Source organism: Niabella drilacis (assembly GCF_900101395.1).
Classification (GTDB): domain Bacteria; phylum Bacteroidota; class Bacteroidia; order Chitinophagales; family Chitinophagaceae; genus Niabella; species Niabella drilacis.
On sequence record NZ_FMZO01000002.1, the window covers coordinates 325,802 to 348,482 of the forward strand.

Sequence of the window (22,681 nt, forward strand, 5' to 3'; positions counted from 1 at the left end):
TGTTATTGAACAACGGCACCGGCTGCTGCGGAGCCGGGCCTGTAACTTTTAAGGATCCTTGCGCCGGGCCGTTCGGGCCAGTCTGTAAAATACTTCATCCATGTTATCGCAGGCAAACTGCTGCATCAGGCTGGCCGGCGTATCCAGCGCCTCTATTTTCCCGTCTACCATAATAGTTACCCGGTTGCAATAAGCTGCTTCATCCATGTAATGAGTGGTTACAAAAATGGTTACCCCTTTTTCGGCCGCTTCATAGATCATATCCCAGAACTGGCGGCGGGTTACCGGATCGACGCCCCCGGTAGGTTCATCCAGAAAAACGATCCGGGGCTGGTGGAACAACGCTATGGCAAATGCCAGTTTTTGCTTCCAGCCCAGCGGCAGGCCGCTTACCAGCTTGGTGGCTTCCTTTTCCAGGCCCAGCGATCGCACCAGCTCACGGCTCCGTTCTTTTATGACCCTGGCCGGAACACCATAGATACCGCCAAAGAACTGTATATTTTCCAGGGGGGTAAGATCGTCATACAGGGAAAACTTCTGGCTCATATAGCCGATGTGCCGCTTGATCTTTTCCTGCTGCCTGTATACATCAAAGCCTGCTACGGTGGCGTGGCCGGAGCTGGGGTAGGAGAGACCGCATAACATCCGCATTGCCGTGGTCTTCCCTGCGCCGTTCGCACCCAGGAAGCCAAAGATCTCACCCGGCTTCACACTGAAGCTGATCCGGTCCACCGCCAGGAAATTTCCAAATTTCTTGGTAAGGTCCCGGCATTCAATAACGGCATTGTTGTCTGCAGGGGATGCTGATTTATGGTTGATTAGGAGTTCCATGCTGTAATGGGTTTGTTGTGGCCAGCCGTATAAAACTATCTTCGATTGTGGGCGCAATGAGTTGAACGGTTACTTGCTGATGTGCCTTTGCTGCCGCATATTCCCGGATAAGGGCCCGGGCATCCCCGGTGTGCTGCCGGAGCGTTACATGCAGCCATTCTCCGAAAGCATAACAGCTTTCTACCTGGTTCCAGGACCTGAGGTCTTTTAACAGCGTATAGATAGAAGCTGCTTTAACGGCGTATAGCGCTGCGGGAAATGTGCCGGTGATCTGCGAGGGCGTATCTATGTTAAGGAGCTGCCCGTTCTGGATAAGGGCTATACGATCGCATAACACGGCTTCTTCCATATAGGGCGTGGATACGAGTATGGTAATGCCCTGCCGCTTCAGTTTTTGCAGCATTTCCCAAAACTCTCTTCGCGATACCACGTCCACACCGGTTGTCGGTTCATCAAGGAATAATACCGACGGCTTGTGGATCAGTGCGCAGCAGAGTGCCAGCTTTTGCTTCATGCCACCCGACAGTTTGCCGGCCCTGCGATTTTTGAATGGTTCGATCTGGTCGTAAATGTCCCTGATCAGTTCGTATTGTGTTGCCACTTCTGTTCCAAAAAGCGCAGCAAAAAATGTAAGGTTTTCCTGAACCGTCAGATCCTGGTACAGTGAAAATTTGCCAGGCATATACCCCACGGTGCTGCGGATCTGTTTAAAATCTTTTACGACATCGTACCCGGATATCCGGGCCTGTCCGCTGTCGGCCAGCAGCAGGGTTGTAAGAATGCGGAACAATGTTGTCTTCCCTGCGCCATCGGGCCCGATCAGGCCAAAGAGTTCCCCCTTTTTTACAGTCAGGGATACGTTGGATAATGCCGGTGCCGTTCCCTTATTATAGCTTTTACTTATGTGCTCGGCTATAATGGGGGTATCTCCGGGATCCGGTGACAGGCTGGTATATAAATTATTTTTTTTCATGAAACAGAACTTCGCCGTACATGCCGATCTTTAGATACCCGTCATTTTTGACCGTCACTTTTATGGCGTACACCAGGTTGGCACGTTCATTTTTGGTCTGGATCGTTTTGGGCGTGAACTCCGCTTTGTCGCTGATCCAGCTTACAATGCCTTTATAACTTTTGTAGGACTTGTTTCCATTGTCGATACGAACGGTAACCGGCTGCTGTATTTTAAGGGCCGGCAGCTGATCGCCGGTTATATAGGCTCTCAGTGTCAGCGTATCGAGGTTGGCAATTTTGTACAGGGGCTTCCCGATCGTGGTCATTTCTCCCTGTAATGCATATTTGGTGAGTACCATACCGGCTACGGGGTTGATGATCTGTCCCCGCTCAACCTGCAGTTCTGTCTGGGCTTTTGCTTTTTCAAGGGGCGCCCGTTCACTGAGGATGGCCCTGTTCCTGGTTGCTGCATTGGAGCTGTACAGGCTGATCTGCTGCCGGGTAACGGCCATCTGCTTTTGCGTTTGGATGATCTGGGCTTCCATATCGTCCAGCTGTTTTTGAGGTGCGGCGGCCGCAGCTACAAGGTTTTGCAACCGGTGACGTTCTTGCTGCTGGTTTTGTAAAAGCGCTTCCTGTGCGGCCAGCTGTCGTTGTGCTACCCCGATCTCCTGTTCGGGAGACACTACCTGCTGCCGGAGCGCGCGGATGGTGGCCTGGGTCTGTTCGCGCTGGAGCTGCTGCAGGGCCACATCGATCTGGCCAACTACCTGCCGGTATAGCAGCGGCTCGCCTTCCCGGATCCCGAATTGAAGAAGTGTGCCCGCCTGCTCTGCCGATACAATGACCTCGTCCGCTTCAAAATTGCCCGCCGCGTCGAAGTCCTTTTTGTTGCCGTTGCAGGCCAGAAGGATCAAAAGAAAGCTACAAAGAAAATGTAATTTCATATTCGTATTATTTAGTACCCGGAAATCGTTTGGTAAGTGATCCGGGCGTTCAGCAATTGTACCTGGTGCAGATTTTTTAGCTGCCTTGCCAAGTGCTCGGCATTAAGCTGGGTGATGTACTCATGTGTGGTAATGACGCCATTCTCCAGCTGGGCCATGGCGGATTGGGTGACCTGTGTTCTTAAGGCAATGAGCTCGCTATCCTGCTGCAGCAGCTTTGTATATTTGTTTATCGCATTGGTTTCTTTTGTTAAAGCAGCCCTTGTATTTAACAGGAATGTTTCCCGGTCTGCATCCAGCTCTCTGCGGTTGAGCTCCATTATTTTTTTATTGTTCTGGTAGGTGTATAAACTACCCAGGGGAAAACTGAACCGGATGCCGCCAACAGCAAAAGCATCGAATGTGTTTTTCAACATATTGAGCGCAGGACGGCCATAGCCTGCCTGCATAAAAGCAGCGATCCTGGGTGCCCAGCCTGTTGTGAGCGCTTTTTCCTGTAGCGTAACATTTTTTTTCTGAAGGTCAAAAAGTCCGAGCTCAGGGCGGCGAATGGCCGTGTCAGGACCCGGAGGATCGGGCGGCACCAGGCGGGCCGGAACCGGAGCCCCGATAAACAGCGCAAGTGTTTCCCGGATGGCATGCTGATCAGAAATCATCTCGGCTGTGCCCATATCCGCTTTGATCAGTTCTGCTTTTAATTCGGTTACACTGACCGGCGCAGCGGTTCCGTTTTGGGCAGCCGCTTTTGTTTTTTCAAGGGAAGAAACAATATTGTTTTTATAAATTTCCTGCTGCTGCAATTGCGCATCCAGCAACAGGATGGAAAAGAATAACTGGGTTACCCGTTCCTTTACCGATTGAAAACTAATTTCAATTTGTTGCAGTTGCAGGGCCTCCCCGGTTTTTAAAAGTGCCTTCTGGGTTTTCGCAACACCTCCGTCGTATAGGGCCTGCGTTACCTCGCCCTGTATGCGGTACTGATCCTTACTGAGCTCTGGCACACCGGGCATTGCAACCGGGATCTTTGTAACATCCGTCTGATAGGTAGCCTGTCCGCTGACAGATAGCTGGGGTAGCCAGGAGCGGGTCGTGTTTTCGATGGAGTAACGGGTGCTTTGCCGGAGCAGGTCCTGTTTTTTTATGACAGGGAAATTTTCCCTTGCCAGCTGGTAACAGTCATCCAGACTGAGCGACTGCCCCGGGCTCCACAGGGGGAGCAGCAGTATAAGACAGGATGTCCACCATTTCATGCTTTTATATTTACGGTTTGATTGAATCATTTTACTTTCAGCATCGCGCGCATCCACTTTGGCACCAGCTTTTTCCGCTCTTCCATAAGCACGTGGAACTGTGTTCCGATCTCGGGGGAGATCACTTCCAGGCCCGGGCGCATGGCAAAGGGGAAAACGCAGAGCGAAAGGATGTTGATGAAGAGATGCTCGGGCGCAACATCCGGGTTTCGCTCTTTCAGCTGTTTGGCGAATGCAGAGTCCAACACGTGATCAACCCCTTTTAATAGCGCGGCAAATTTTTTGGGAGCATTGCGCATGGCATTCAGCACAAAGAGCGGCAGGTCTGGGTTATCTGCCAGCATACTGATGTACCGGTCTGCAATGGTATGGATCTTGTCATCGAGCGAGGATTGGGGATCCCGGAGCACGGGAAGCAGCAACCCGAAGAAGCTGCTCAGTTTTTCCTGCATCACTAATTCGAATAGCTTCTCTTTGCTGCGGAAATAGTAGTTCAGCAGGGCGAGGTTGATACCTGCGGCTTCCGCAATATCCCTTGTACGGGTTGCCGCATAGCCCTTTTCCATAAATACTTTACGGGCAGCTTCCTTTATTTTTTCCTCGGAAGACAGGGCTTCCTGTTGTTTCTTTTTTGCCATTTCAGGACAAAGTTGGGAAGAAAAAATAATTTAAACAAAATTTTTAATCAAATGATTAATTCCGGAACTTCGTTTACTGATCAGCAGTCATCTATTTGTTTGACCGCCAGGCGGCTTGTTTGCTGAACAGATGGGGCAGGTTCCGGAAACGGCAGGGCTGGTATTGCCTGTAAACGGAAAATTGGCAGCAGTTTTGTTCCAGGTTTTACATCGGCTGCTGCGAAATAACCATACGCGGCGGCATATTATTTATTGCAGCGGGCGGCTTAGGATGCCCTTAAAACGGCTGATATCCACCTCTGGTTGCAACGGACGTTGATATAGGAGATGCTCCATCAGCTGGTGTGCGAAATAAGGAGCCAGGGAACAGCCCTTGGTGCCCATGCCGTTGAGAATGCCGATATTGGTATACACCGGGTGAAAGCCGGCAAAGGGCCGGCGCTCTACAGTAGCCGGGCGTACCGACGCTTTGTGGTCGATGATCTTAAAAGGGACTTTCAGCCATTGTTCTAATGTATGCGTTGCGGATTGCCGGAAATCTGCGGTAGGAGCCTCGTCTTTAAAATCCCATATATAATTGGTGCCGGCCCAAAAGATCCCCGGTTCGGCGATGGGTGCCAGCAGCATGGATTTTTTATACAGGTGACCGGCGGGCAACTCCGGAGCTTCGATGATCAATGCTTCCCCTTTGTTGAGTGCAAAGGGAAGCCGGGAAAAATAAGGGTTGGCCGACCCTGCTGCGCCATCGCAAAACAGCAGCCTGTCTGCGGTATGATCCTTATAATGAACGGCGCCGGCTTCAGCCCGGAGCTGTTCAAAATCGAGCGGCTCTTCCACCAGCCTGCGCTGCTGTTTTAAAAATGTACGCCAGGCTGGGAGCAATTGCTGCAGGTGCACGATATAAGCAGGGTCAATAAGCCCGATACCAAATTCATAGTTAAAGGAAGCTGCATAAGGCGCCTCGTTTTCCAGCAGCGAAATATAGTCTTCTTTTTGAGCGAGCTTTTTCAGGAAGCTTTCCTTCATGAACGGGTTGGGGAAGAAGTCGATGAGGACGGTGCGGGTGATGGCCGGCAGGTTGAGGAATGTACCCATCGCCTTGTAGGCTGTTTCTGCAAAAGGAAGTATCACGTCATCGAGCCAGACCTTCACTACCCGTCGCCCGGTAACGGGGTTGATGATGCCGGCGGCTACCCTGGAAGGAGCGTGGGTATTGGCCTCATCAATGACGATAAAATCGATGCCTGCCTGGTAGCAGAACCAGGAAAGAAAAGTGCCGCTGATGCCCTGGCCAACGATGATGACTTTCTGTATACTGCGCTTCATTAATCAACGGGTTTATAACAAACAGCTTTTGGTAAAAGAGACAGGAATGGTAGTATGCGATCCAATTGCTTCAACGTTTCATAGTAATCAATACCAATGTTCAATCCGTTATAATAGGCTGCCCGGTTGTCGTAGTAATATTTTTCAGAGGGGATGCTCCAGATGGCTGTACCTAAATGGGCCGCGAGGAACCATTTTTCCAGTAAGCGGGCTGCCCGGCCGTTGCCGTCTGCAAAAGGATGTATCTTGGCAAAGATAAAATGAATATAGGCCGAATAATAAAGCACCTGCTTTAACGTTAAGTTTTTTTCAAGCAGTACAGAGATGTCAGCAAACAGTTTATTCATTTCATCCGGCACATTTTCGGGTTCAATAGCCATGTAAACCAGCCCCTGCCAGCCCCGGATGCCCACCTGCGTTTTCCGGTATCTTCCTTTTTGTCCTTTTGTAATATGTGTAAAGCTTCCCGAGAGGATTTCAAGGCAGGTCAGCAAACCTTTTTGTGTAAGCCCGTAGCGCTTTGCGTACTGGTATGCTTTTACTAAATTTTCAATTTCCCGGACTTCCCGGGTATTTTTATGATTTGCTTTACTTACAAAAAAGCTGTCCAGATCTAATGTACTGCCTTCAATTTGAGAAGAGGCCACGGCGCCTGCCAGCAGGTAATGCTTAAAGTCCTGTATGGTGAAACCGGTTTCAGAAAGGTCTTTGAAGCATCTGCTAACGGATACGGTTACTTTTTTTTCAAAAGATTTAAGGAGATCGCTTTTTAATAGTTCAAATTCCATTTTTAGAGTTCGTTATCGGAAACTTTTTCTTAAGAAACAGATTGCTTGTAATTCTGTTTATGTGCTTATAATATAAGCACAAATATAATAGATAATATTCTTCATCTTTGCGTATGCCGAACCCGTATTTCCGTTTTAAGCAGTTTGTGATTTACCAGGACCGCTGCGCGATGAAAGTGACCACGGACGCCTGTCTTTTCGGGGCCTGGGTGGTGAGCCATATGCCGGAAGCAGCGGAAACCGTGTTGGATGTTGGGGCGGGAACAGGACTACTGGCATTGATGATTGCGCAGGCGGGGAGCAGGCTGATCGACGCTATTGAGATACAGGAAGCCGATCATGAACAGGCGGGGGAGAATATTGCCCAGAGTGGCTTCCATGCCGGGGTCCGGCTGATACAGGGCAATGTGCTGGAGTATGCCTTTGACCGTACCTATGACGTTATTGTCAGCAATCCGCCGTTTTATGAAGGTGACCTTAAGGGCGGGCAGCTGAATAAAAATATCGCCCATCATAGTGACGCATTATCCCTGCCGGAGCTTTTGTCTTTTATCCGGAAGCAGCTGGACGCCGATGGCCGTTTTTTCCTGCTGCTGCCGGTGAAAAGAGCGCAGGAACTGTTCGGGCGGCTGGAAATATCCGGATTGTTCATCAACCATTGCTGCTACGTGCACCAGACAGAAAAGCACCCGGCGTTCCGGATTATGGTAGAGGGCGCGCTCAGGAAGCGTAGTTTCCGGGAGGAACGGATCGTGATCCGCAAAGAAAATGAATACACACCGGAGTTTAAAGCACTCCTGCAACCGTACTACCTGCACCTGTGATCAGGGAAGCTGTTCCGCCAGGGTTTTCAGATCCGGTAACTGCAGGTCAATAAGGGAATCGGGGAGTGGCCGGGGCTCATTGGTAGTGGTGAGGAACACGGTATACATGCCCGCATTTCTTCCGAACTGCATATCTGAAATATTATTTCCTACCATAATGGACCTGGAAAGGTCGATGTCCGCAAAGTCCTTAACGGCTTCCAAAGCCATGCCGGGGTTGGGTTTCCGGAAAAAGTCCCGGGAGTCAACGGCTGTGGCGTAATAGATGGCGGGTATATGACCGTTGTTTTTCTTTACCTCCTCATTGAGCAATTGATGAATGGCATGCAGCGCCTTTTCATCCATGAGTCCCTTGCCAATGCCCCGTTGGTTGGTGATAATGATCACATGTTTAAAATACTGTGTAAATTTCCCGATCGCTTCAGGTACGCCGGGGTAAAATAGGAACTCCTCTGTATGGAAAATATAACTGCCATCTTTTTCCTCGTTGATCACACCATCCCGGTCCAGGAATAGTGTCCAGCTCTTGTCTGTGTTTTTTAGTGAGAAGGGCTTTTGTGCAAAATCGGATTGCGCCCGGAGGTAGTCCTGAGGAATACCGATGTCTATAAAATATCCATCGCCGGTAGTGCCGGAAAGCGTGCCTTCGCTGACCGTTTTTTCAAGGAAATCGTTTTCAAAGGAAAATTTTTTCGGGAATGGCTTTTGAAGCAATGCCGTTCTGTTAATGAGGTAGGTGCCGGCATTGATCAGCCCGGTTTCATAGAATTGTTTTTCTTTGAAGCTGGTAATAGCGCCTGTTTCATTTAAGGTGACCACACCGTAACGATCGAAGTGGTGCATCTGTTTCAGGGCTAGTGTGCATACCGCTTTTGCAGCCATATGGTTTTGCTGAAGTGCGTTCAGGTCAAATGCAAAAAAACTGTCGCCGTTGACCACCAGCACATTTTCTCCTGTGGCCTGCTGCAGTGCCAGCTGTATAGCGCCGCCTGTGCCCAGCGGCGCTTCCTCAATGCAGCAATGGTATTGCAATGCCGGGAAGGCCTGTTCCAGGTAGTCTTCAATGAGCTCGTGTTTGTAGCCCAGGCTAAAGATGATCCGTTGTACGCCCTGCCGGCGCAGATAACCGATCACATAGTACAGGAAGGGATGTCCTGCAACCGGCGCCATGCACTTAGGCAGGTCCGGTACTGCCTCGCGGAGCCGGGTGCCCAGTCCGCCGGCCAGCACAATGGCTTCCTGCGCATTTTGCCAGTTACCTTCCAAACGTTTTTGTAACATACGGTCTGTTTAAGGTTTGATCCCGATAGCCATCGGGAGCGGGTTGAAGTTGAATATCAAACAAGGAACATCAGGAATCAGGCAGGATTACCCGAAATATTGTTCTTCTACCAATTGACAAATACTGTGCCCCAGCAGCATATGGCATTCCTGTATGCGGGGGGTATCAGCAGACGGGATGTTGATCAGGAAATCGGAGGTCGTTTTCAGGATGCCGCCACTGGCGCCTGTAAAACCGATGGTGGTCATGCCCTTGGCCTTTGCCTGTTCAAAGGCCCGCACAATATTTTGTGAGTTCCCTGATGTGCTGAGGCCGATCAGTACGTCTCCGTTCTTGCCGATGCCATCGATGATCCGGGAATAGATCACATCAAAACTATAATCATTGGCAACTGCCGTGAGGTAGGAGGTATTGCAGTGCAACGCTTCTGCCGGTAATGCTTTGCGGTCTTTATAAAAACGGCCGCTGAATTCCGCGGCGAGATGCTGGGCATCTGCCGCACTTCCCCCGTTGCCGCAAAAGTACACACTGTTGCCCTTCCGGAAAGCGTTTACAATAGTGCTGACCACCTGGGCCACGGTTTGCAACAAAGGCTCGCTTTCCAGCACCTGTTTTTTTACATCGATGGAGGCCTGTACCAGGGCTTTGATTTGATTGTTCATAATTAAACTGTCCAGGTTTTTAATCCGTGCTTTACAAATTGGTAGTTGCGATACTGGCCACCAAACTGGTCGAGGCTGGTCCGTACTTTATATTTGGTATTGCCGGGGCAATAAAAGATCATAAAGCCACCGCCGCCTGCGCCGCTGATCTTTCCCCCGGAGGCTCCGTTCTTTTTGGCTGTGTCATAGATCGTATCGATCAGCTCATTGTTGATACCGGCAGCCATACGCCGCTTTTGCTCAAAGCCGATATCCAGGATCCGGCCGATCTCATCCAGCTGGCCCTTCAGTAATGCTTCCTTCATCATCTGGGCCTGTTGTTTGAGCTGATGCATAGCTTCTATGGAATGACTTTTCTTTTCCGTTACGTTCTTGCTTTGCTCAATAATGATCTTTGCCGATTCCCTGCTGGTGGAAGTATAGTACAGGAGCAGGTTGTTTTCCAGCTCATCCAGGTAGCGCTGCCGGATGCGCAGCGGGTTTACGATCACTTTATCATTACTGTAAAACTCCATATAGTTTACGCCTCCAAAGGTGGCAGCGTACTGGTCCTGGCGCCCGCCGGCCAGTTTCAGATCACTGCGCTCAATCTCGTAGGCATAATGGGCAATATCGTATTCGCCCAGCGGCAGCTGCAGCATTTCAACAAAGGCCCCCACGATGGCCACCACCAGGGTGGATGAGGTTCCCAGGCCGGAGCCTGCGGGAGCATCTACGTAAGTACTTAAACGGAAACCGGTGCCTGCAAAGGGATAGTCTTTCTGTATACGGTTATATACGCCTTTGAGCAGGTCGAGCTGCCCGTTTAACGGTAATACCGGGGCCTGGTCAAAGCTTTGGGTCTCGTTGCGGTCCAATGCCTCCAGGGTAATTTTGCCATCGGTCGTCCGCTCAATGGTGGCGTTGGCATTCAGCGAAATAGTGGCGTTCAGGATGGCGCCGCCAAATTCATCGCAATAGGGGCTAACATCGGTACCCCCACCTGCCAGTCCGATCCGCAAAGGCGCTTTACTTCTGTGAATCATTTTTTTGTCGATTTATCAGCCAGATCAATAATGGCGTTGACCAGGTGATCCCAGCTGTACTTTTCTTTTTCGCTGCGAAGATGTGGAATAAAGTGGGTTTCTCCTAATCGGAAATATTCAATAATGGCGTTTGCGATAGAACCGGCTTCCGGTTCCGCCACCAACCCGCTTTTCATATGGGGAACCAGCGCCGGCAACCCGCCTACATTGGTCACGATCATCGGCTTTTCAAAATAATAGGCCAGGGGCGTTACCCCGCTTTGAGTGGCATTCCGGTAGGGTTGTACCAGCAGGTCGGCGGCGCATAAATAATATCTTACCTCGCTGTCCGGGATAAAACCGGTCCGCAGGATCAGCTGTCCGCGGATACCGAGGGTATCGATCAGTGTTTGATAACCGGCTTCGTCTTCGTAAAACTCGCCGGCGATCAGTAATTTAAGATTGGGGATTTGAGGCTGCTGACTGCCGACTGCCGACCGCTGCCGGCTGATGTCTGCAAGCGCTTCCAGTAAGAGGTCCAGCCCCTTATATTTCCGGATGAACCCGAAGAACAGGACGATCTTTTCATCGATGGGCAGGTTTAAATGATTGCGGGCTTCTGTTTTTGAAACGGGTGCCCCAAAATTGTCGTACAGGGGATGCAATACCTGCAAGGCCGGCTTTTGCGTAAAGGTCCGCAGGTCGGCGAGCACTTTTTCGCTCATCGTGATAAAGCCATCACAGGCTTTTATAAAGTACCGGGTGAAGGGAGTATCCCCCGGGCGTTTTTCATGGGGGATGATATTGTCGGCGATGCAGATGATCTTTGTTCTTTTATTTTTCCGGATCCTTCTGAGAATGGTTCCCAGCGCGGGTCCCATAACGGGCAGCCAGTAGCGCACCACTACGATGTGTGGGGCCTCCCTGGCAATGGCATTTCCTACCTGCATCCAGTTAAACGGGTTTACGGAATTGATGCGTGTATGGATGGTAATGTTTTCCGGGGCCGGCTCGTCGGTATACTGCGTTTTGCCGGGGAAGAGAAAGGATGGATATTGCAATGAATAGGACCAGATCGTGCAATCGTGCCCCATGTCTGTAAATGCTTTTGCAAGCCGGTGATTGAAGGTGGCCAGCCCGCCGCGCAGGGGATGTGCTGGCCCTATGATGATTACTTTCGGCATAAGTTCCTGTTCAAAGTTTAAGCCCGCCCGGGTGACCTGGTCGGATGGGGCTCAATGTTCAACAAACCCCTCACGTTAAACAGAGAACCCTGAAACAATATTAGTCCAATCCTGTTTTTGCTTCTATTAAATAGGCATTGCGCCCGGGTGCATTCCGCGCAATCAGTTCCCCGATAAAGCCTGCCATGAAGAGCTGCACACCAATAACGACAGCTGTAAGGGAAATATAAAAGCCAGGGCGGTTGGAGATGGAAAAATCCGGGCTGACGATCTTGGCAATGATCAGGTACAGGGCAGAAAAAAAGCCGATCATGAAAAACAACATTCCCCAAACGCCAAAGAAATGCATGGGCCGTTTTGAAAATTTACCAACAAAAGTAATGGACAGCAGGTCGAGGAACCCGTTAATAAAGCGGTCCCATCCGAATTTGCTTACCCCATACTTGCGTTTACGGTGTTCCACCACTTTTTCACCGATCTTTTTAAAGCCCGCCCATTTGGCCAGTACCGGTATGTAGCGGTGCATTTCCCCGTAAACCTCAATGCTCTTTATTACTTTTTTGTTGTAGGATTTCAGGCCGCAGTTAAAATCGTTCAGCTTTATTTTTGAAACTTTCCGGGTAACGGCGTTGAAGAACTTGGAAGGAAGGTTTTTGGTAACTGTATTATCGTACCGTACTTTTTTCCACCCGCTCACCAGGTCATACCGGTCCTCTATGATCATCCGGTACAGCTCGGGAATTTCATCCGGGCTGTCCTGGAGGTCTGCATCCATGGTAATAACCACATTGCCCTGTGTGGCACGGAACGCTTCATTCAGCGCAGCAGATTTTCCATAATTGCGCTGGAATTTGATGCCTTTTATGTTGGGGTTCTTTTCGCGGAGCGCGCCAATCACCTGCCAGGAGTCGTCGGTACTGCCGTCATCCACAAAAACGATCTCGTAACTGAAATGGTTTTCCTGCATCACCCGGTCGATCCACGTGGCCAGCTCCGGCAATGATTCCTCTTCGTTCAGTAAAGGTATAACTACAGAAATATCCATTTTTAATTTTTCTTTGACAAAGATAAGGTGCCTGCGACAGCGGTCGTAACAACAACACCAATAAGCAGGAAATCAAAAACCGTTCCTGCAATAACCATCGGTATAAAATATTTGCGGGTATCTTTTGCCTGCTGGTCAATTTCCAGGGGCGTCCGGTCTCCCGGGGTTTTAAGCTGGACTTCCTTTTGTTTTGCTACCGTTTCATCCATTTTCTTTGGGTTGGCGGTCCAAAATATCCAGGTATATATTACCATCAGCAGGGTAGCAACAATAAAGCACCGGAATCCTTCGTTGAACAATGAGCCGAATGCGGCTTTGCTTTTGGAAGGATATATGGCCCAAACGATCCCGGTCCCATAAAGAATATAGCCTATAAAATGCAGGGGGGAGTTGTCCGGCGTTTTTAATACCGGGAGGATCAATCCTGCCAGGATCATTAAAATACCGGTTATGAGTCCCTTCCTGGTTGCGTTTAAAATCATGTGTTCTGAACTAAAATAAAAGATTGGTCTGGTTATTATGAATAATGCCCAGGGGCTTTCCCGTGAGCGGTCTTCCTGTAAAAGCGGAGTTCCTGCTTTGCGAAAGGATCGCATCGGCGGTCAGCTCCCATTTCAGGGAAGGATTAAAGATGGTCAGCGAGGCGGCAGCGCCTTCTTCAACCGAAGGAACCGGCAGACCCAGGATCTTACGGGGATTGATGGAGAGCAGCTCCACCCAGCGTTGCTGCGGCACTTCCGGCAATACGGTATTCAGTACCGCATAGGCGGTTTGCAGGCCAATCATGCCGTTTTTGGCATATTCAAACTCTACCATTTTATGATCGGTGTCGTAAGGGATATGGTGGGAGGCCACACAATCGATAGTGCCGTCTGTGATACCTTTTTGCAGAGCTTTGCGGTCCTCTGTTGTGCGCAGGGGAGGGTTCAGCTTAAGGTTCGTATCGTAGGTCTGCAGGTCCTCTTCTGTAAAAAACAAATGAGCCGGAGTTACCGAAACGGTTACTTTTGTTTTCTTCTGCCGGGCTTCCTTTACCAGTTTTAATGAAGCTGCGGTGGTAACACCGGTGAGGTGCAGCCGGGAGCCGGCATATGCAGTTAGCCGGAGATCCCGGGTGATCAGCAGCTCTTCTGCAATGGCCGGTTTGGCCTGCAGGCCCAGTCTTGTTGAGGTAATGCCTTCGTTCATCAGCCCATGGGGTTGAATATCCTTATTGTCTGGCAACTGGATCAATACGCCGTCAAACGGCTTAATGTACTGCAGGGCCTTCACCATAATGTCGGAGGACTGGATCGCGTTTTTGCCATCCGTAAAGGCGATGGCGCCGGACTGCCGCATATCGTAGATCTCCGCCAGCTCTTTCCCGTCTGTGTTACGGGTAACGGCTCCCAGCGGGTGAATGTTTACCGGCAAATGGGCAGCTTTAGCCCGGATGTACGCAACAGATGATTTCTGATCGATTGCCGGTTTGGTGTTGGGTACAATGCAAACATCGGTGAAGCCGCCTGCCGCAGCAGCCCGGGCGCCGCTGGCAAGTGTCTCCCGGTATTCAAACCCCGGGTCCGCGAAATCGGCAAAAATATCTACCCATCCCGGGCTGATATGCAAGCCTTTGGCATCCAGTATCCTGGCTCCCCTTTGAACAAGGTTTTTACCAATGGATTGAATGATTCCGTTTACAATAAGGATATCAGCTGTACGACCGTTAAAAGAAGAGGTGGGGTCGATGATCTTGGATTGCTTAATGAGCATTTTCATTAAGGTGCGAAGATAAGATCAATTTCTGATTTTTAATGGAATATGAACGATATGTTAGCATGTTCGGGTATAAAACAGGGCCCATTCCTTCTGTCATGGTCATAAAAATCAATGAAAACAGAAAATGTAAAAATGTTCCGCTCATCTTTTGACAAAAAATGGGAAAATATATTATATTTGCAGCCCTTCCGGTAACCCCATATATAATGGAGGTAAAATAATTCGGGACGTAGCGCAGCCCGGTAGCGCACTTGCATGGGGTGCAAGGGGTCGCTAGTTCGAATCTAGTCGTCCCGACTTAATAAAAAAGCTTCTGATTTATTTCAGGGGCTTTTTTTGTTGCCGGTAGTGCATCCCGCTTTGGGCGGGAGGGGCGCTGGTTCGAATCTGGTGGTCCCGCCAAATAGAAAATACTTAGCAGCGATACTTTGCTCTTTTTTATTTTCGCCGAACCCCCTTTCCGTGTATATATATAAGCAATGTGGCCTCATTTAGCCGGTCCGGCTCCCGGATTTTAAAAAGCAACAAGAGCCGCTAAAATTCAGGGCTCTTGTTACCGGTATATGCAGTTTGTTCTATGCGGTTATTGGCAGCACATTTCGGTTATCGTCCACTTGGGTATATAGAGCTGGTTTCTGCCACCAGCATTGGAAAACACGCCTTCAGAAAATGCAGTGGTTTTTATACTGGCGCCAAAATTTACTCTCGAATCGGTTTTAGTTATGGTGTAATCTTCTGTGATGTTCTTTTTGCGTTCTAATCTGAAATACCCGATTACAGGAACCACAACTGTTATATTTTCCGCATTATACCCCGTGTTGTATTCGGCAGTACCTACGCTGGCATGCCCATAAAATGTGAAGGCATATGCCGCGGCGTTCCATATAATTTCTTTATGAACTTTTACCTGGGTACAGGCTGCATTTGCAAAGTTAACATTGCCTGTAAGACTAACGCCAGAGCGTGATTGCCCCCATGGCAAAGGGTAGGAAAATGCACTGGAAAAAATGCCATTTGAGCCTATCCCGTATGCCGCTGCATAGGATGCCATCAATTTGTAGGTATAAGCGTTTGCACTATTAATGCTTGGGTAATAGATGTTTCCTGCTCCCCATGTGCAGGGTGGGGTTGGAGGAGTGGGTGGGGTGGGTGGTTTCGTTTCGTCAGGATCAGGGTAATTATCATGATCCGGCGGTAGCATCCAGGTCATCGAACCATAAGGGCGCGCTATATCAAAATAGAAGATCAAAAATTCAGCTTCAAATCTGATTAACCCCCTTAGTTCTTCAGGCAGCAGACCGGTTATTTTTTCTTTGTATGCTTTTTCATCTATTCCTGTTTCCGCCCAGCCTTTCAGCATAAAGTCATGGTATTTTTCATTCATGATCTCGAGCAATCGATCCTTCTCCGCACCTGGTTCTATGGTGCCCAGTTTTTTTGCATCTTCCTGGTACGCCTTGTTTAATTCCGGATCTATTTTCTCTAAAATGCTGTTCAATTTTTCCTGAACAGGGGCTACAAGCTCGCCTACTTCATCAAAGAATTTTTGAGGTATGGGCGAGACTGATGCATTCGTATCCTTCTGCTCCGTAAATAAGGTTGCTTTTGATATTAAGGCAGTTCTTCCAAGTTGCGCTTTTTCAATGGGTAAATTTGAATCGGTTTGGCTCTGTTTGGTACAATTGGATAGTACCAGTACAAGCACGAGGAATAAACAAGATGATACGTGTTTCATATCTCACTTTTTATGGTTTTTAAATAATAAATACTTTTACTCCTATTCTATTGCGGCCCTGGATGGTTTTAAGGACTTAAATATTATAGGTCGTTTGTGTTGCATGCATTTAACGATGTAAAAATATATCGACAGACAGGGCCCATCAATCATCTAAAAACATGATTTATGTAATAATGCTGTCACTAATATTAGTGACGGGGCCAGGTCTTCTGGGTTTTTTTGAAGAAATCAGCCATACTCAACCGGGGAGCATTCTGTCAATTAAGATAACAGGGCATAATCAGGTATCACCTTCCCGGGCTTAGACCAGTGGAAGCGCCGGTCTTCTTAAGGAAAGGGCATTGATGGTTGATTTATTAAATGGCAGGAGCTGAATGTAGGACTGTAGCGGTTTATTATTCCTTCACCTGTATCTTTTGTACTTGCAGGCCTGTATTGCCTTTAAAGTCCATTCCCTCCATCCAGATGGTATAGGTGCCGGGGTTATCGCCGGTGTAAAAGCTCAGCACGGCTTCTCCCTTTTCATTGGTCATTACATTGGCGTTCCAGTAAATGGTGGAGCGCAGGTCGGTAATGCCCTCTGTTTTGCTGGGGGTATTGTACCGGGGGGCGTAAAAAGTTCTGCCGTAATGGAAGGGTTGCGGAAACAGGTAGCTTTTGCCCATGACCGCTTTCCGGTAAGGCCCCTGGCCCGAATAGGTAGTAACCTCAAAAGCAACAGTAAGATCCCTCATGACATCTATCTGTTCTTTTGGGTTCAGGGATTGCCTTATATATGCTTCGGTCAGGTTACGGGAAAAGAACACTTCAACACCTCGTATTTCCGGCATTGTAAAGCTGGTTAAAAGATCCAGTAAAACAAACCCATCTCCAACCCCTTTCATAGCATCGATCCCGTCTATATAGAACTTGGGCCATACGCGGCTTTTTCTGCCCGTTGGGTCCTCCATATACAGCTCGTTTCCGGCATAGTGAAAGCCCTTTACTTTTGCGGTAATTAAATCCATCAGGTTCTTCTTTTTACCATATTCAGGTTTTATTTCCGCATCAGTGATCACCAGGTCTGCCTTTCCCGGGCCATTCCGGTTTTGAGAATTAGCCACCGCCTGTTTTGCGGTAACCGTTACGTTCTCCATCATGGTGCTGTCCCTGACCCAGTTGGCAAGCGCTTCCTGTGCAGCAAGTTTTATATTATTGATAATTGTGGCTTCGTTGTCTGCGTCCCTGTTGGTAACGATGATGGATTGAACATTGGCCGTATCAGCCTTATTAGAAAAGGTAACACTTCTTCCAAATTTTTTAAAATCGTCTCCCATCAGGATTGCTCCAAAGGAAGAGGCTTCAAAAGGCGGTATCTGGTTAAATACAAATTCGCCTTTTTCGTTTGTCCGGGTCACGAGCATAATCGGTTCCCCGTCTTTTTGAGTACCGGTCAATACTATCCGGGCGTTCTTTGCCTTGCCGCCGATACCCTTTATCACCTTGCCTTTGATTACAAACTCAGGTTCTGCTTCGTATTTAAAGGTAGTACTGTCCCAGTTGTATTTTATAAAGCCCTGGGTCAGCATCAGCGCATCGGCCGCCCGGGTAATACTGTCGCTGGTATTGCTTACATAATAGCCCGGGGTTTCAATAGTGCCTTTCAGGTCGGACTGCAATAAAAGATAGGACAGGATATTGGGGTCTTTTTCCCGGTTCTTTTCAACCTGTTGGTCGTCGGTAACGGCAATGGAAAAGCTGCCTTCTGCCGGTGATTGGTCAGCATCACGTATGTTGATTTTTAATGTTACACTGTCTTTTTTATGGTATGCTGTTTTGCTGGTGCTGATATTCAGGGAGAGCGGGTCCTGGTGATTCACAAAAAATGCCCGTTCATTCAATACCTGTCCATTTTCCGTAAGGAGACGGGCAGAGGCCACGCCGGAAAGAAAGCTGGCTCTCTGGATAGAAACGCCGGGTGTGGTTTCCGTAAGGCTGATCCGGGTCTTGTATATTTCATACCCCTTTTGCTGAACGGTTAAAAAATAGGGCTTATTCAACGCTGCTCCGGCCCCTTTTATCATAAACTCGATATTCCCGGAGGAAGCATTATTTTTAACGTGAAGCAGCGTGCCGTTGATTTCTGATTCAGGAAGCTGGAATTTTTGTCCGTTCTCCAGTATCGCTGTATAGCGCACTCCGGGCTGAGGGATCAGCCCGAATGTACCCATACCTTTATATTGCTGGGCGAATTCTGTGATGGTTGTACTAGACGGGTCAACAATCCTGCCGGCTACGGCCGCGGATCTCCCGTTTTCCTGCACGGCTTTGAACGCAACGGTATTTTCAACACCGGCAATAAGGTGACCGCTTTCCGGCAGGAATTGCAGATCGATATCTTTTTTCAGGTTAATCCGGAAAGCCGCATAGGGATGCTTTGGATCATCCCCAATGCGGACATGGAAGCGTTGCGGGATCTGTTGTTGGGTAAGGGGAAAATCTACCCGGGCTGCAGCATCGCTACCGGTTGTGAAAGTACTTTGCCGGATGCTGCGCTCTTTTTCATCTGTTATCAGTATTTGAGTAGCGGTATTTTGCAGGGGGGTGTTTTGAGCGTCTTTTAATGAAAAGGTGAGCCTGATGTTCGATTTGCGTCCATTGGTCTCGATTTCAGCTGTCTGACCGGAAATGAACCACTGCTGTTTTTTTCTGCTAAGCGTAATTTCCCTTTGATAAAGCAGGCTGTCTCCAAAATTGCGCATCCACCGGGTATAGGCACGGAGCAGATACCTGCCGGCTTCAAAAAGACTATCAGTGGAAAACTGTCCAAACGCAGTGCCGTCTGTTACATGAAGCGCATAGCGCTGTACGATCTTTTTATTTGCATTGATCAGCTCGATATAGGCAACACCGCTTTTTTCAGAAGGCATATGATAGAGGGCCTCTGTTAAATAGAGCTTATACCAGATCGTATCTCCCTGCAGATAGTTATTTTTATCGGTATGGAGGTACAGCTTTTCTCTTTGAGCGGTAGCCAACTGGGCATTGCTTACCCCACATAAACTCATAAATGTAACGAATAGAAGCAGCGGAAATGGTTTTATATACATGGGTTGTCAAGTATTATTTCAGTATGCGTTAGTATATATGATTCGTAAATTTAATAAATTGCCGGGATATGCGCAATGAGTATATTGCTGGCATATGTTAAGCCCTCCTTATTGTTTGCCCCTGTGAGCTACGGGCGGGGCACAGTGCTTTTCTCCGGCTTTGCGGGGCGGCGGCAGTTACGCTCGTTTGTTGAAAACCGATACTACTATTGCAATGGAGTGATTTTTTGCACTGCTTTCATTAAAAGGGGACAGGCATTATCCAGTGCGATTTTTGGGGGGTGGAAGTGCTGATCTTATTTCTGTAAAGCCTTCCTCCGTAACACCAATGTCTACGGGCTGCATCCGGAACAGGTTACCGGGTGCAGCTGCAAAAGATAGTACCGCCCCTTCCAGGTAACAGCGTACATCCGATCTCCCGTTTTTCTGCCATATTGGGCGTCATGAAATGGATGGTTGCAGTGTGTTTTTTGGTGGCGTGCTGCCGGTATAACAAATGATCTTTTTGCACAGGTTGATAGCCATGCCGCGTCATTTTCAGACACCATCGGGGAAGGTGCGGGTCTGCGGGATTGATCGGTTCAGATGGCTAAGGGGTTATCACGCAGGGAACCGATCCCGCCTTAAACTTTGATGGGGGTACCCGGAACACCCGGTTACGTCACCCTATGCTTTCCGGGATCTGCCCGGGCGGTCCTTTTTTCCCGTGGATTCGCGGATGATCAGGGTGCTGGGGATAGTGATGTTCTTGCTTTCCAGGATGGCTTTCCCGTTCTTTTTTGTTTTGATCTTTTCCATCAGGGTCTGGGCAGCTGTTTCGCCCATTAACAAACCGGGATAGTCGATGGTTGATAATTTGGGACTGATCAGGCTGCCGAGGATGTCATTGTTAAAGCCGATCATCCCCATATCCCCGGGAATGCGGATCCCTTTTTGCTGTAGCGCATCCATGCAAACAGCAGCGGCAAAGTCGTTCGTGATAAAAAAAGCATCCGGTTTTTGAAGCAGTAATTTGTTCAGGGCCTCCAACGTATCTTCCCGGTTCAGGCTGCAGGTTTCTACCAGCTCCGGGACGAAAGGGATCCGGTGGTCTGCCAGCGCTTTTTTGTATCCCTTAAAACGATCTTCGTAAACATTTCTTTGAAGGCTGGCGGTGATATGTGCAATGCGCCGGTAGCCCTGGTCCAGCAGGTGGGCCGTGGCCTGGTAGCCGGCCTTAAGGTTGTCGATCACAATTTTGCTGCAGGGCATCTTTTTTATGATACGGTCAAAGAAAACAACGGGAATGCCTTGCTCAAAAAAGGGGCTAAAATGATCCATCGAGGAGGTGGTCATCGCAAGGGATACGATCAGCCCGTCTACCCGTTTGTTAAAAAGATTGCGCGTATTGGCAATTTCCCGTGCTCCGTCCTCACCGGAGTGAGCGATGAGGATATCGTATCTTTCCTTTGTTGTGATCTTTTCAATACCGGAAAGCACCGAAGTGGCAAAATGGCTGTTGACCTCGTGCAGCAATACGCCGATGGTACGGGATTGCTGTTTACGCAGGTTGCTGGCAATAAGGTTTTGGCGGTAGCCCATTTTTTCAGCCATCGCCCGGATCATTTCCCGGGTACGCAATTTTACCAGCGGGCTGTCGTCCAGCGCGCGGCTGATGGTGGCGGTTGAGAGATTGAGCGCACGTGCCAGATCGTAAATGGTTACCTGTTTCTCCATACCAGCAAATGTACTTTTTTTTCTTTCAATCTATAATAAAAATGAAATCGATTACATTTTGAAATAAAATAGTATATTGCACTGCCTTTCCGGGTCTGGGAGGGTTTGCAAAATAAAGGACCATGATTGCTGAAAGAAAAAAGCGGTTTTTATTGGGGATTGACATAGGGACCTCTGCTGTAAAAGCAGCCCTTGTAGACGCGGATACAAGGGAAGTAGTGGCTTCGGCCTCCTTCCCGGAAACCGTGGAGCGTGAAATACGATCCGCCCGGCAGGGCTGGGCGGAGCAGGACCCCGAACAATGGTGGGCAGATGTAAAAGCTGCCGTTCTGCTATTGGGGGAACGCACCGGGGAAAGCCTGGAAGCGGTGGAAGCCATTGGCATCACCTACCAGATGCACGGGCTGGTGATTACAGATGCCCGGCGAAACCTGTTGCGGGACGCGATCATCTGGTGCGACAGCCGGGCGCTGCAGGAGGGTACCGCAGCGTTGGAAGCCATTGGCAAAGAACGGTGCCTGCAGCATTTGCTGAATTATCCCGGCAATTTCACCGCCGCCAAACTGGCCTGGGTTAAACGCCACGAACCGGAGGTATATGCCCATATCGATAAGATCATGCTTCCGGGCGACTATATTGCCCTGCGGCTGGGCGACTCGGTTACCAGCACTGTTTCGATGTTGTCGGAAGGTGTTTTCTGGGATTTCAGGGAACAGGCCCTTTCCCGGGATATCCTTGATTTCTTTGGATTTGACCCCGGTATATTCGGAACCACACAGCCGGTGTTTTCTAACCACGGAACGTTGAGCGCAGCGGTAGCAGGGGAGCTTCACATGAAAGCCGGAACTCCCATAACCTATAAAGCGGGCGATCAGCTGAACAATGCGCTTTCGCTGAATGTATTAAAACCCGGGGAAATTGCCACTACGGCGGGTACCAGCGGGGTGATCTATGCCGTGACCGATCAGCTGGTTTATGACCCGCTTTCGCGGATCAACGGTTTTGCCCATGTAAATCATCTCCCCGGTCAAACGCGCATCGGGTTGTTGCTGTGCATTAATGGTGCAGGAATCAGCAACCGGTGGATCCGGGATTGCACGGGGGCGCAGCATTCTTATGCCCAAATGAATGAAATGGCAGCCACTGTTCCGGCGGGAGCAGACGGACTGCTGTATTTCCCCTTTGGAAATGGTGCCGAACGGATGCTGGAGAACAGGATCGTTCAGGCGGGTTTTGGGGGGATCGACCTCAACAAACACTCCACGGCACATTTATACCGGGCAGTGCAGGAAGGCATTGCTTTTGCCTTCCGCTACGGATTGGATATTATGCGGCAGAACGGCCTGCAGGCAAAAGTGGTCAAGGCAGGAAAAGCCAACCTGTTCTTAAGCCAGGTATTTGCGCAAGTATTTGTGAATGTGACCGGCCTTACACTCGAGCTGTATCATACAGATGCCAGCGTGGGAGCGGCGATAGGCGCAGGCATCGGGTTTGGTATTTATACAGAAGCCAATGCATTTGAAAACCTCCGCCAGGCCGCAGTTATTATCCCCGAAGCGGGACTAAGCCAGCATTACGAAACCATTTACCAGGACTGGCTGAAAAAAATGGATCAACAAATTCTCCAAAATAAATCATAAACATT

At 49.2% G+C, this 22,681-nt stretch carries 19 protein-coding genes and 1 tRNA gene; 3 read left to right on the top strand and 17 right to left on the bottom strand.

Going from position 1 to position 22,681, the window contains the following annotated elements; translation table 11 throughout:
* Positions 1–48: 48 nt before the first annotated feature.
* The 7 genes from BLS44_RS04735 to BLS44_RS04765 all read right to left on the bottom strand — a co-directional run bounded on the left by BLS44_RS04735 (position 49) and on the right by BLS44_RS04765 (position 6,734).
* The gene (locus BLS44_RS04735; RefSeq protein ID WP_090388891.1) at positions 49–831 is read right to left on the bottom strand and encodes an ABC transporter ATP-binding protein; all 783 of its coding nucleotides are present in this window, start codon (positions 829–831) and stop codon (positions 49–51) included.
* Positions 809–1,804, bottom strand: coding sequence for an ABC transporter ATP-binding protein (locus BLS44_RS04740; protein WP_090388892.1), 996 nt, complete (start codon positions 1,802–1,804; stop codon positions 809–811). Before BLS44_RS04740 ends, BLS44_RS04735 begins: the two co-directional genes overlap by 23 nt.
* Positions 1,791–2,732, bottom strand: coding sequence for an HlyD family secretion protein (locus BLS44_RS04745; RefSeq protein WP_090388893.1), 942 nt, complete (start codon positions 2,730–2,732; stop codon positions 1,791–1,793). Before BLS44_RS04745 ends, BLS44_RS04740 begins: the two co-directional genes overlap by 14 nt.
* An 11-nt stretch (positions 2,733–2,743) precedes the next feature.
* A complete protein-coding gene (locus BLS44_RS04750; protein ID WP_176954315.1) occupies positions 2,744–3,982 on the bottom strand; it encodes a TolC family protein in 1,239 nt (412 codons plus the stop codon).
* Between the two features lie 26 nt (positions 3,983–4,008).
* A complete protein-coding gene (locus BLS44_RS04755) occupies positions 4,009–4,620 on the bottom strand; it encodes a TetR/AcrR family transcriptional regulator (RefSeq protein WP_090388895.1) in 612 nt (203 codons plus the stop codon).
* Between the two features lie 249 nt (positions 4,621–4,869).
* Complete coding sequence (locus BLS44_RS04760) at positions 4,870–5,946, bottom strand: NAD(P)/FAD-dependent oxidoreductase (protein WP_090388896.1); 1,077 nt, start codon at positions 5,944–5,946, stop codon at positions 4,870–4,872.
* Positions 5,946–6,734 (bottom strand): Fic family protein, encoded by a 789-nt coding sequence (locus BLS44_RS04765; RefSeq protein WP_090388897.1) that lies wholly within the window; start codon positions 6,732–6,734, stop codon positions 5,946–5,948. The genes BLS44_RS04760 and BLS44_RS04765 overlap by 1 nt, the downstream gene beginning before the upstream one ends.
* Before the next feature lie 113 nt (positions 6,735–6,847).
* On the opposite strand from BLS44_RS04765, the gene BLS44_RS04770 reads away from it, so the two are divergent.
* Positions 6,848–7,558, top strand: a complete 711-nt coding sequence (locus BLS44_RS04770) for a tRNA1(Val) (adenine(37)-N6)-methyltransferase (RefSeq protein WP_090388898.1) — start codon at positions 6,848–6,850, stop codon at positions 7,556–7,558.
* Here the strand turns inward: BLS44_RS04770 and BLS44_RS04775 are convergent, their stop codons facing one another.
* From BLS44_RS04775 to BLS44_RS04805, 7 genes are all read right to left on the bottom strand, one after another.
* Positions 7,559–8,839: an HAD-IIIA family hydrolase gene (locus BLS44_RS04775; RefSeq protein WP_090388899.1), complete on the bottom strand. Its 1,281-nt coding sequence runs from the start codon at positions 8,837–8,839 to the stop codon at positions 7,559–7,561.
* Positions 8,840–8,926: 87 nt separating this feature from the next.
* The gene (locus tag BLS44_RS04780; protein ID WP_090388900.1) at positions 8,927–9,502 is read right to left on the bottom strand and encodes a D-sedoheptulose-7-phosphate isomerase; all 576 of its coding nucleotides are present in this window, start codon (positions 9,500–9,502) and stop codon (positions 8,927–8,929) included.
* Between the two features lie 2 nt (positions 9,503–9,504).
* On the bottom strand, positions 9,505–10,527 hold the full coding sequence (locus BLS44_RS04785; RefSeq protein ID WP_090388901.1) for a GHMP family kinase ATP-binding protein: 1,023 nt from the start codon (positions 10,525–10,527) through the stop codon (positions 9,505–9,507).
* Positions 10,524–11,690: a glycosyltransferase gene (locus tag BLS44_RS04790; protein WP_090388902.1), complete on the bottom strand. Its 1,167-nt coding sequence runs from the start codon at positions 11,688–11,690 to the stop codon at positions 10,524–10,526. Before BLS44_RS04790 ends, BLS44_RS04785 begins: the two co-directional genes overlap by 4 nt.
* 100 nt (positions 11,691–11,790) lie before the next feature.
* The gene (locus BLS44_RS04795) at positions 11,791–12,735 is read right to left on the bottom strand and encodes a glycosyltransferase family 2 protein (protein ID WP_090388903.1); all 945 of its coding nucleotides are present in this window, start codon (positions 12,733–12,735) and stop codon (positions 11,791–11,793) included.
* A 2-nt stretch (positions 12,736–12,737) separates the two neighbouring features.
* A complete protein-coding gene (locus BLS44_RS04800) occupies positions 12,738–13,217 on the bottom strand; it encodes a DUF4199 domain-containing protein (protein ID WP_090388904.1) in 480 nt (159 codons plus the stop codon).
* Positions 13,218–13,227: 10 nt separating this feature from the next.
* Complete coding sequence (locus tag BLS44_RS04805) at positions 13,228–14,493, bottom strand: dihydroorotase (RefSeq protein WP_090388905.1); 1,266 nt, start codon at positions 14,491–14,493, stop codon at positions 13,228–13,230.
* A gap of 223 nt (positions 14,494–14,716) precedes the next feature.
* Here BLS44_RS04805 and BLS44_RS04815 point away from each other — a divergent pair.
* A tRNA-Pro gene (locus BLS44_RS04815) sits at positions 14,717–14,790 on the top strand.
* A 286-nt stretch (positions 14,791–15,076) separates the two neighbouring features.
* On the opposite strand, the gene BLS44_RS04820 is transcribed toward BLS44_RS04815, so the two are convergent.
* The 3 genes from BLS44_RS04820 to BLS44_RS04835 all read right to left on the bottom strand — a co-directional run bounded on the left by BLS44_RS04820 (position 15,077) and on the right by BLS44_RS04835 (position 21,036).
* On the bottom strand, positions 15,077–16,228 hold the full coding sequence (locus BLS44_RS04820; protein ID WP_143019658.1) for a hypothetical protein: 1,152 nt from the start codon (positions 16,226–16,228) through the stop codon (positions 15,077–15,079).
* 398 nt (positions 16,229–16,626) lie between these two features.
* The gene (locus BLS44_RS04825) at positions 16,627–19,278 is read right to left on the bottom strand and encodes a hypothetical protein (RefSeq protein WP_090388908.1); all 2,652 of its coding nucleotides are present in this window, start codon (positions 19,276–19,278) and stop codon (positions 16,627–16,629) included.
* Positions 19,279–19,986: 708 nt separating this feature from the next.
* Positions 19,987–21,036, bottom strand: coding sequence for a LacI family DNA-binding transcriptional regulator (locus BLS44_RS04835; RefSeq protein ID WP_090388910.1), 1,050 nt, complete (start codon positions 21,034–21,036; stop codon positions 19,987–19,989).
* A 122-nt stretch (positions 21,037–21,158) separates the two neighbouring features.
* Here BLS44_RS04835 and BLS44_RS04840 point away from each other — a divergent pair, with 122 nt between their 5' ends.
* Positions 21,159–22,676, top strand: a complete 1,518-nt coding sequence (locus BLS44_RS04840) for a xylulokinase (protein WP_090388911.1) — start codon at positions 21,159–21,161, stop codon at positions 22,674–22,676.
* Positions 22,677–22,681: the final 5 nt, after the last annotated feature.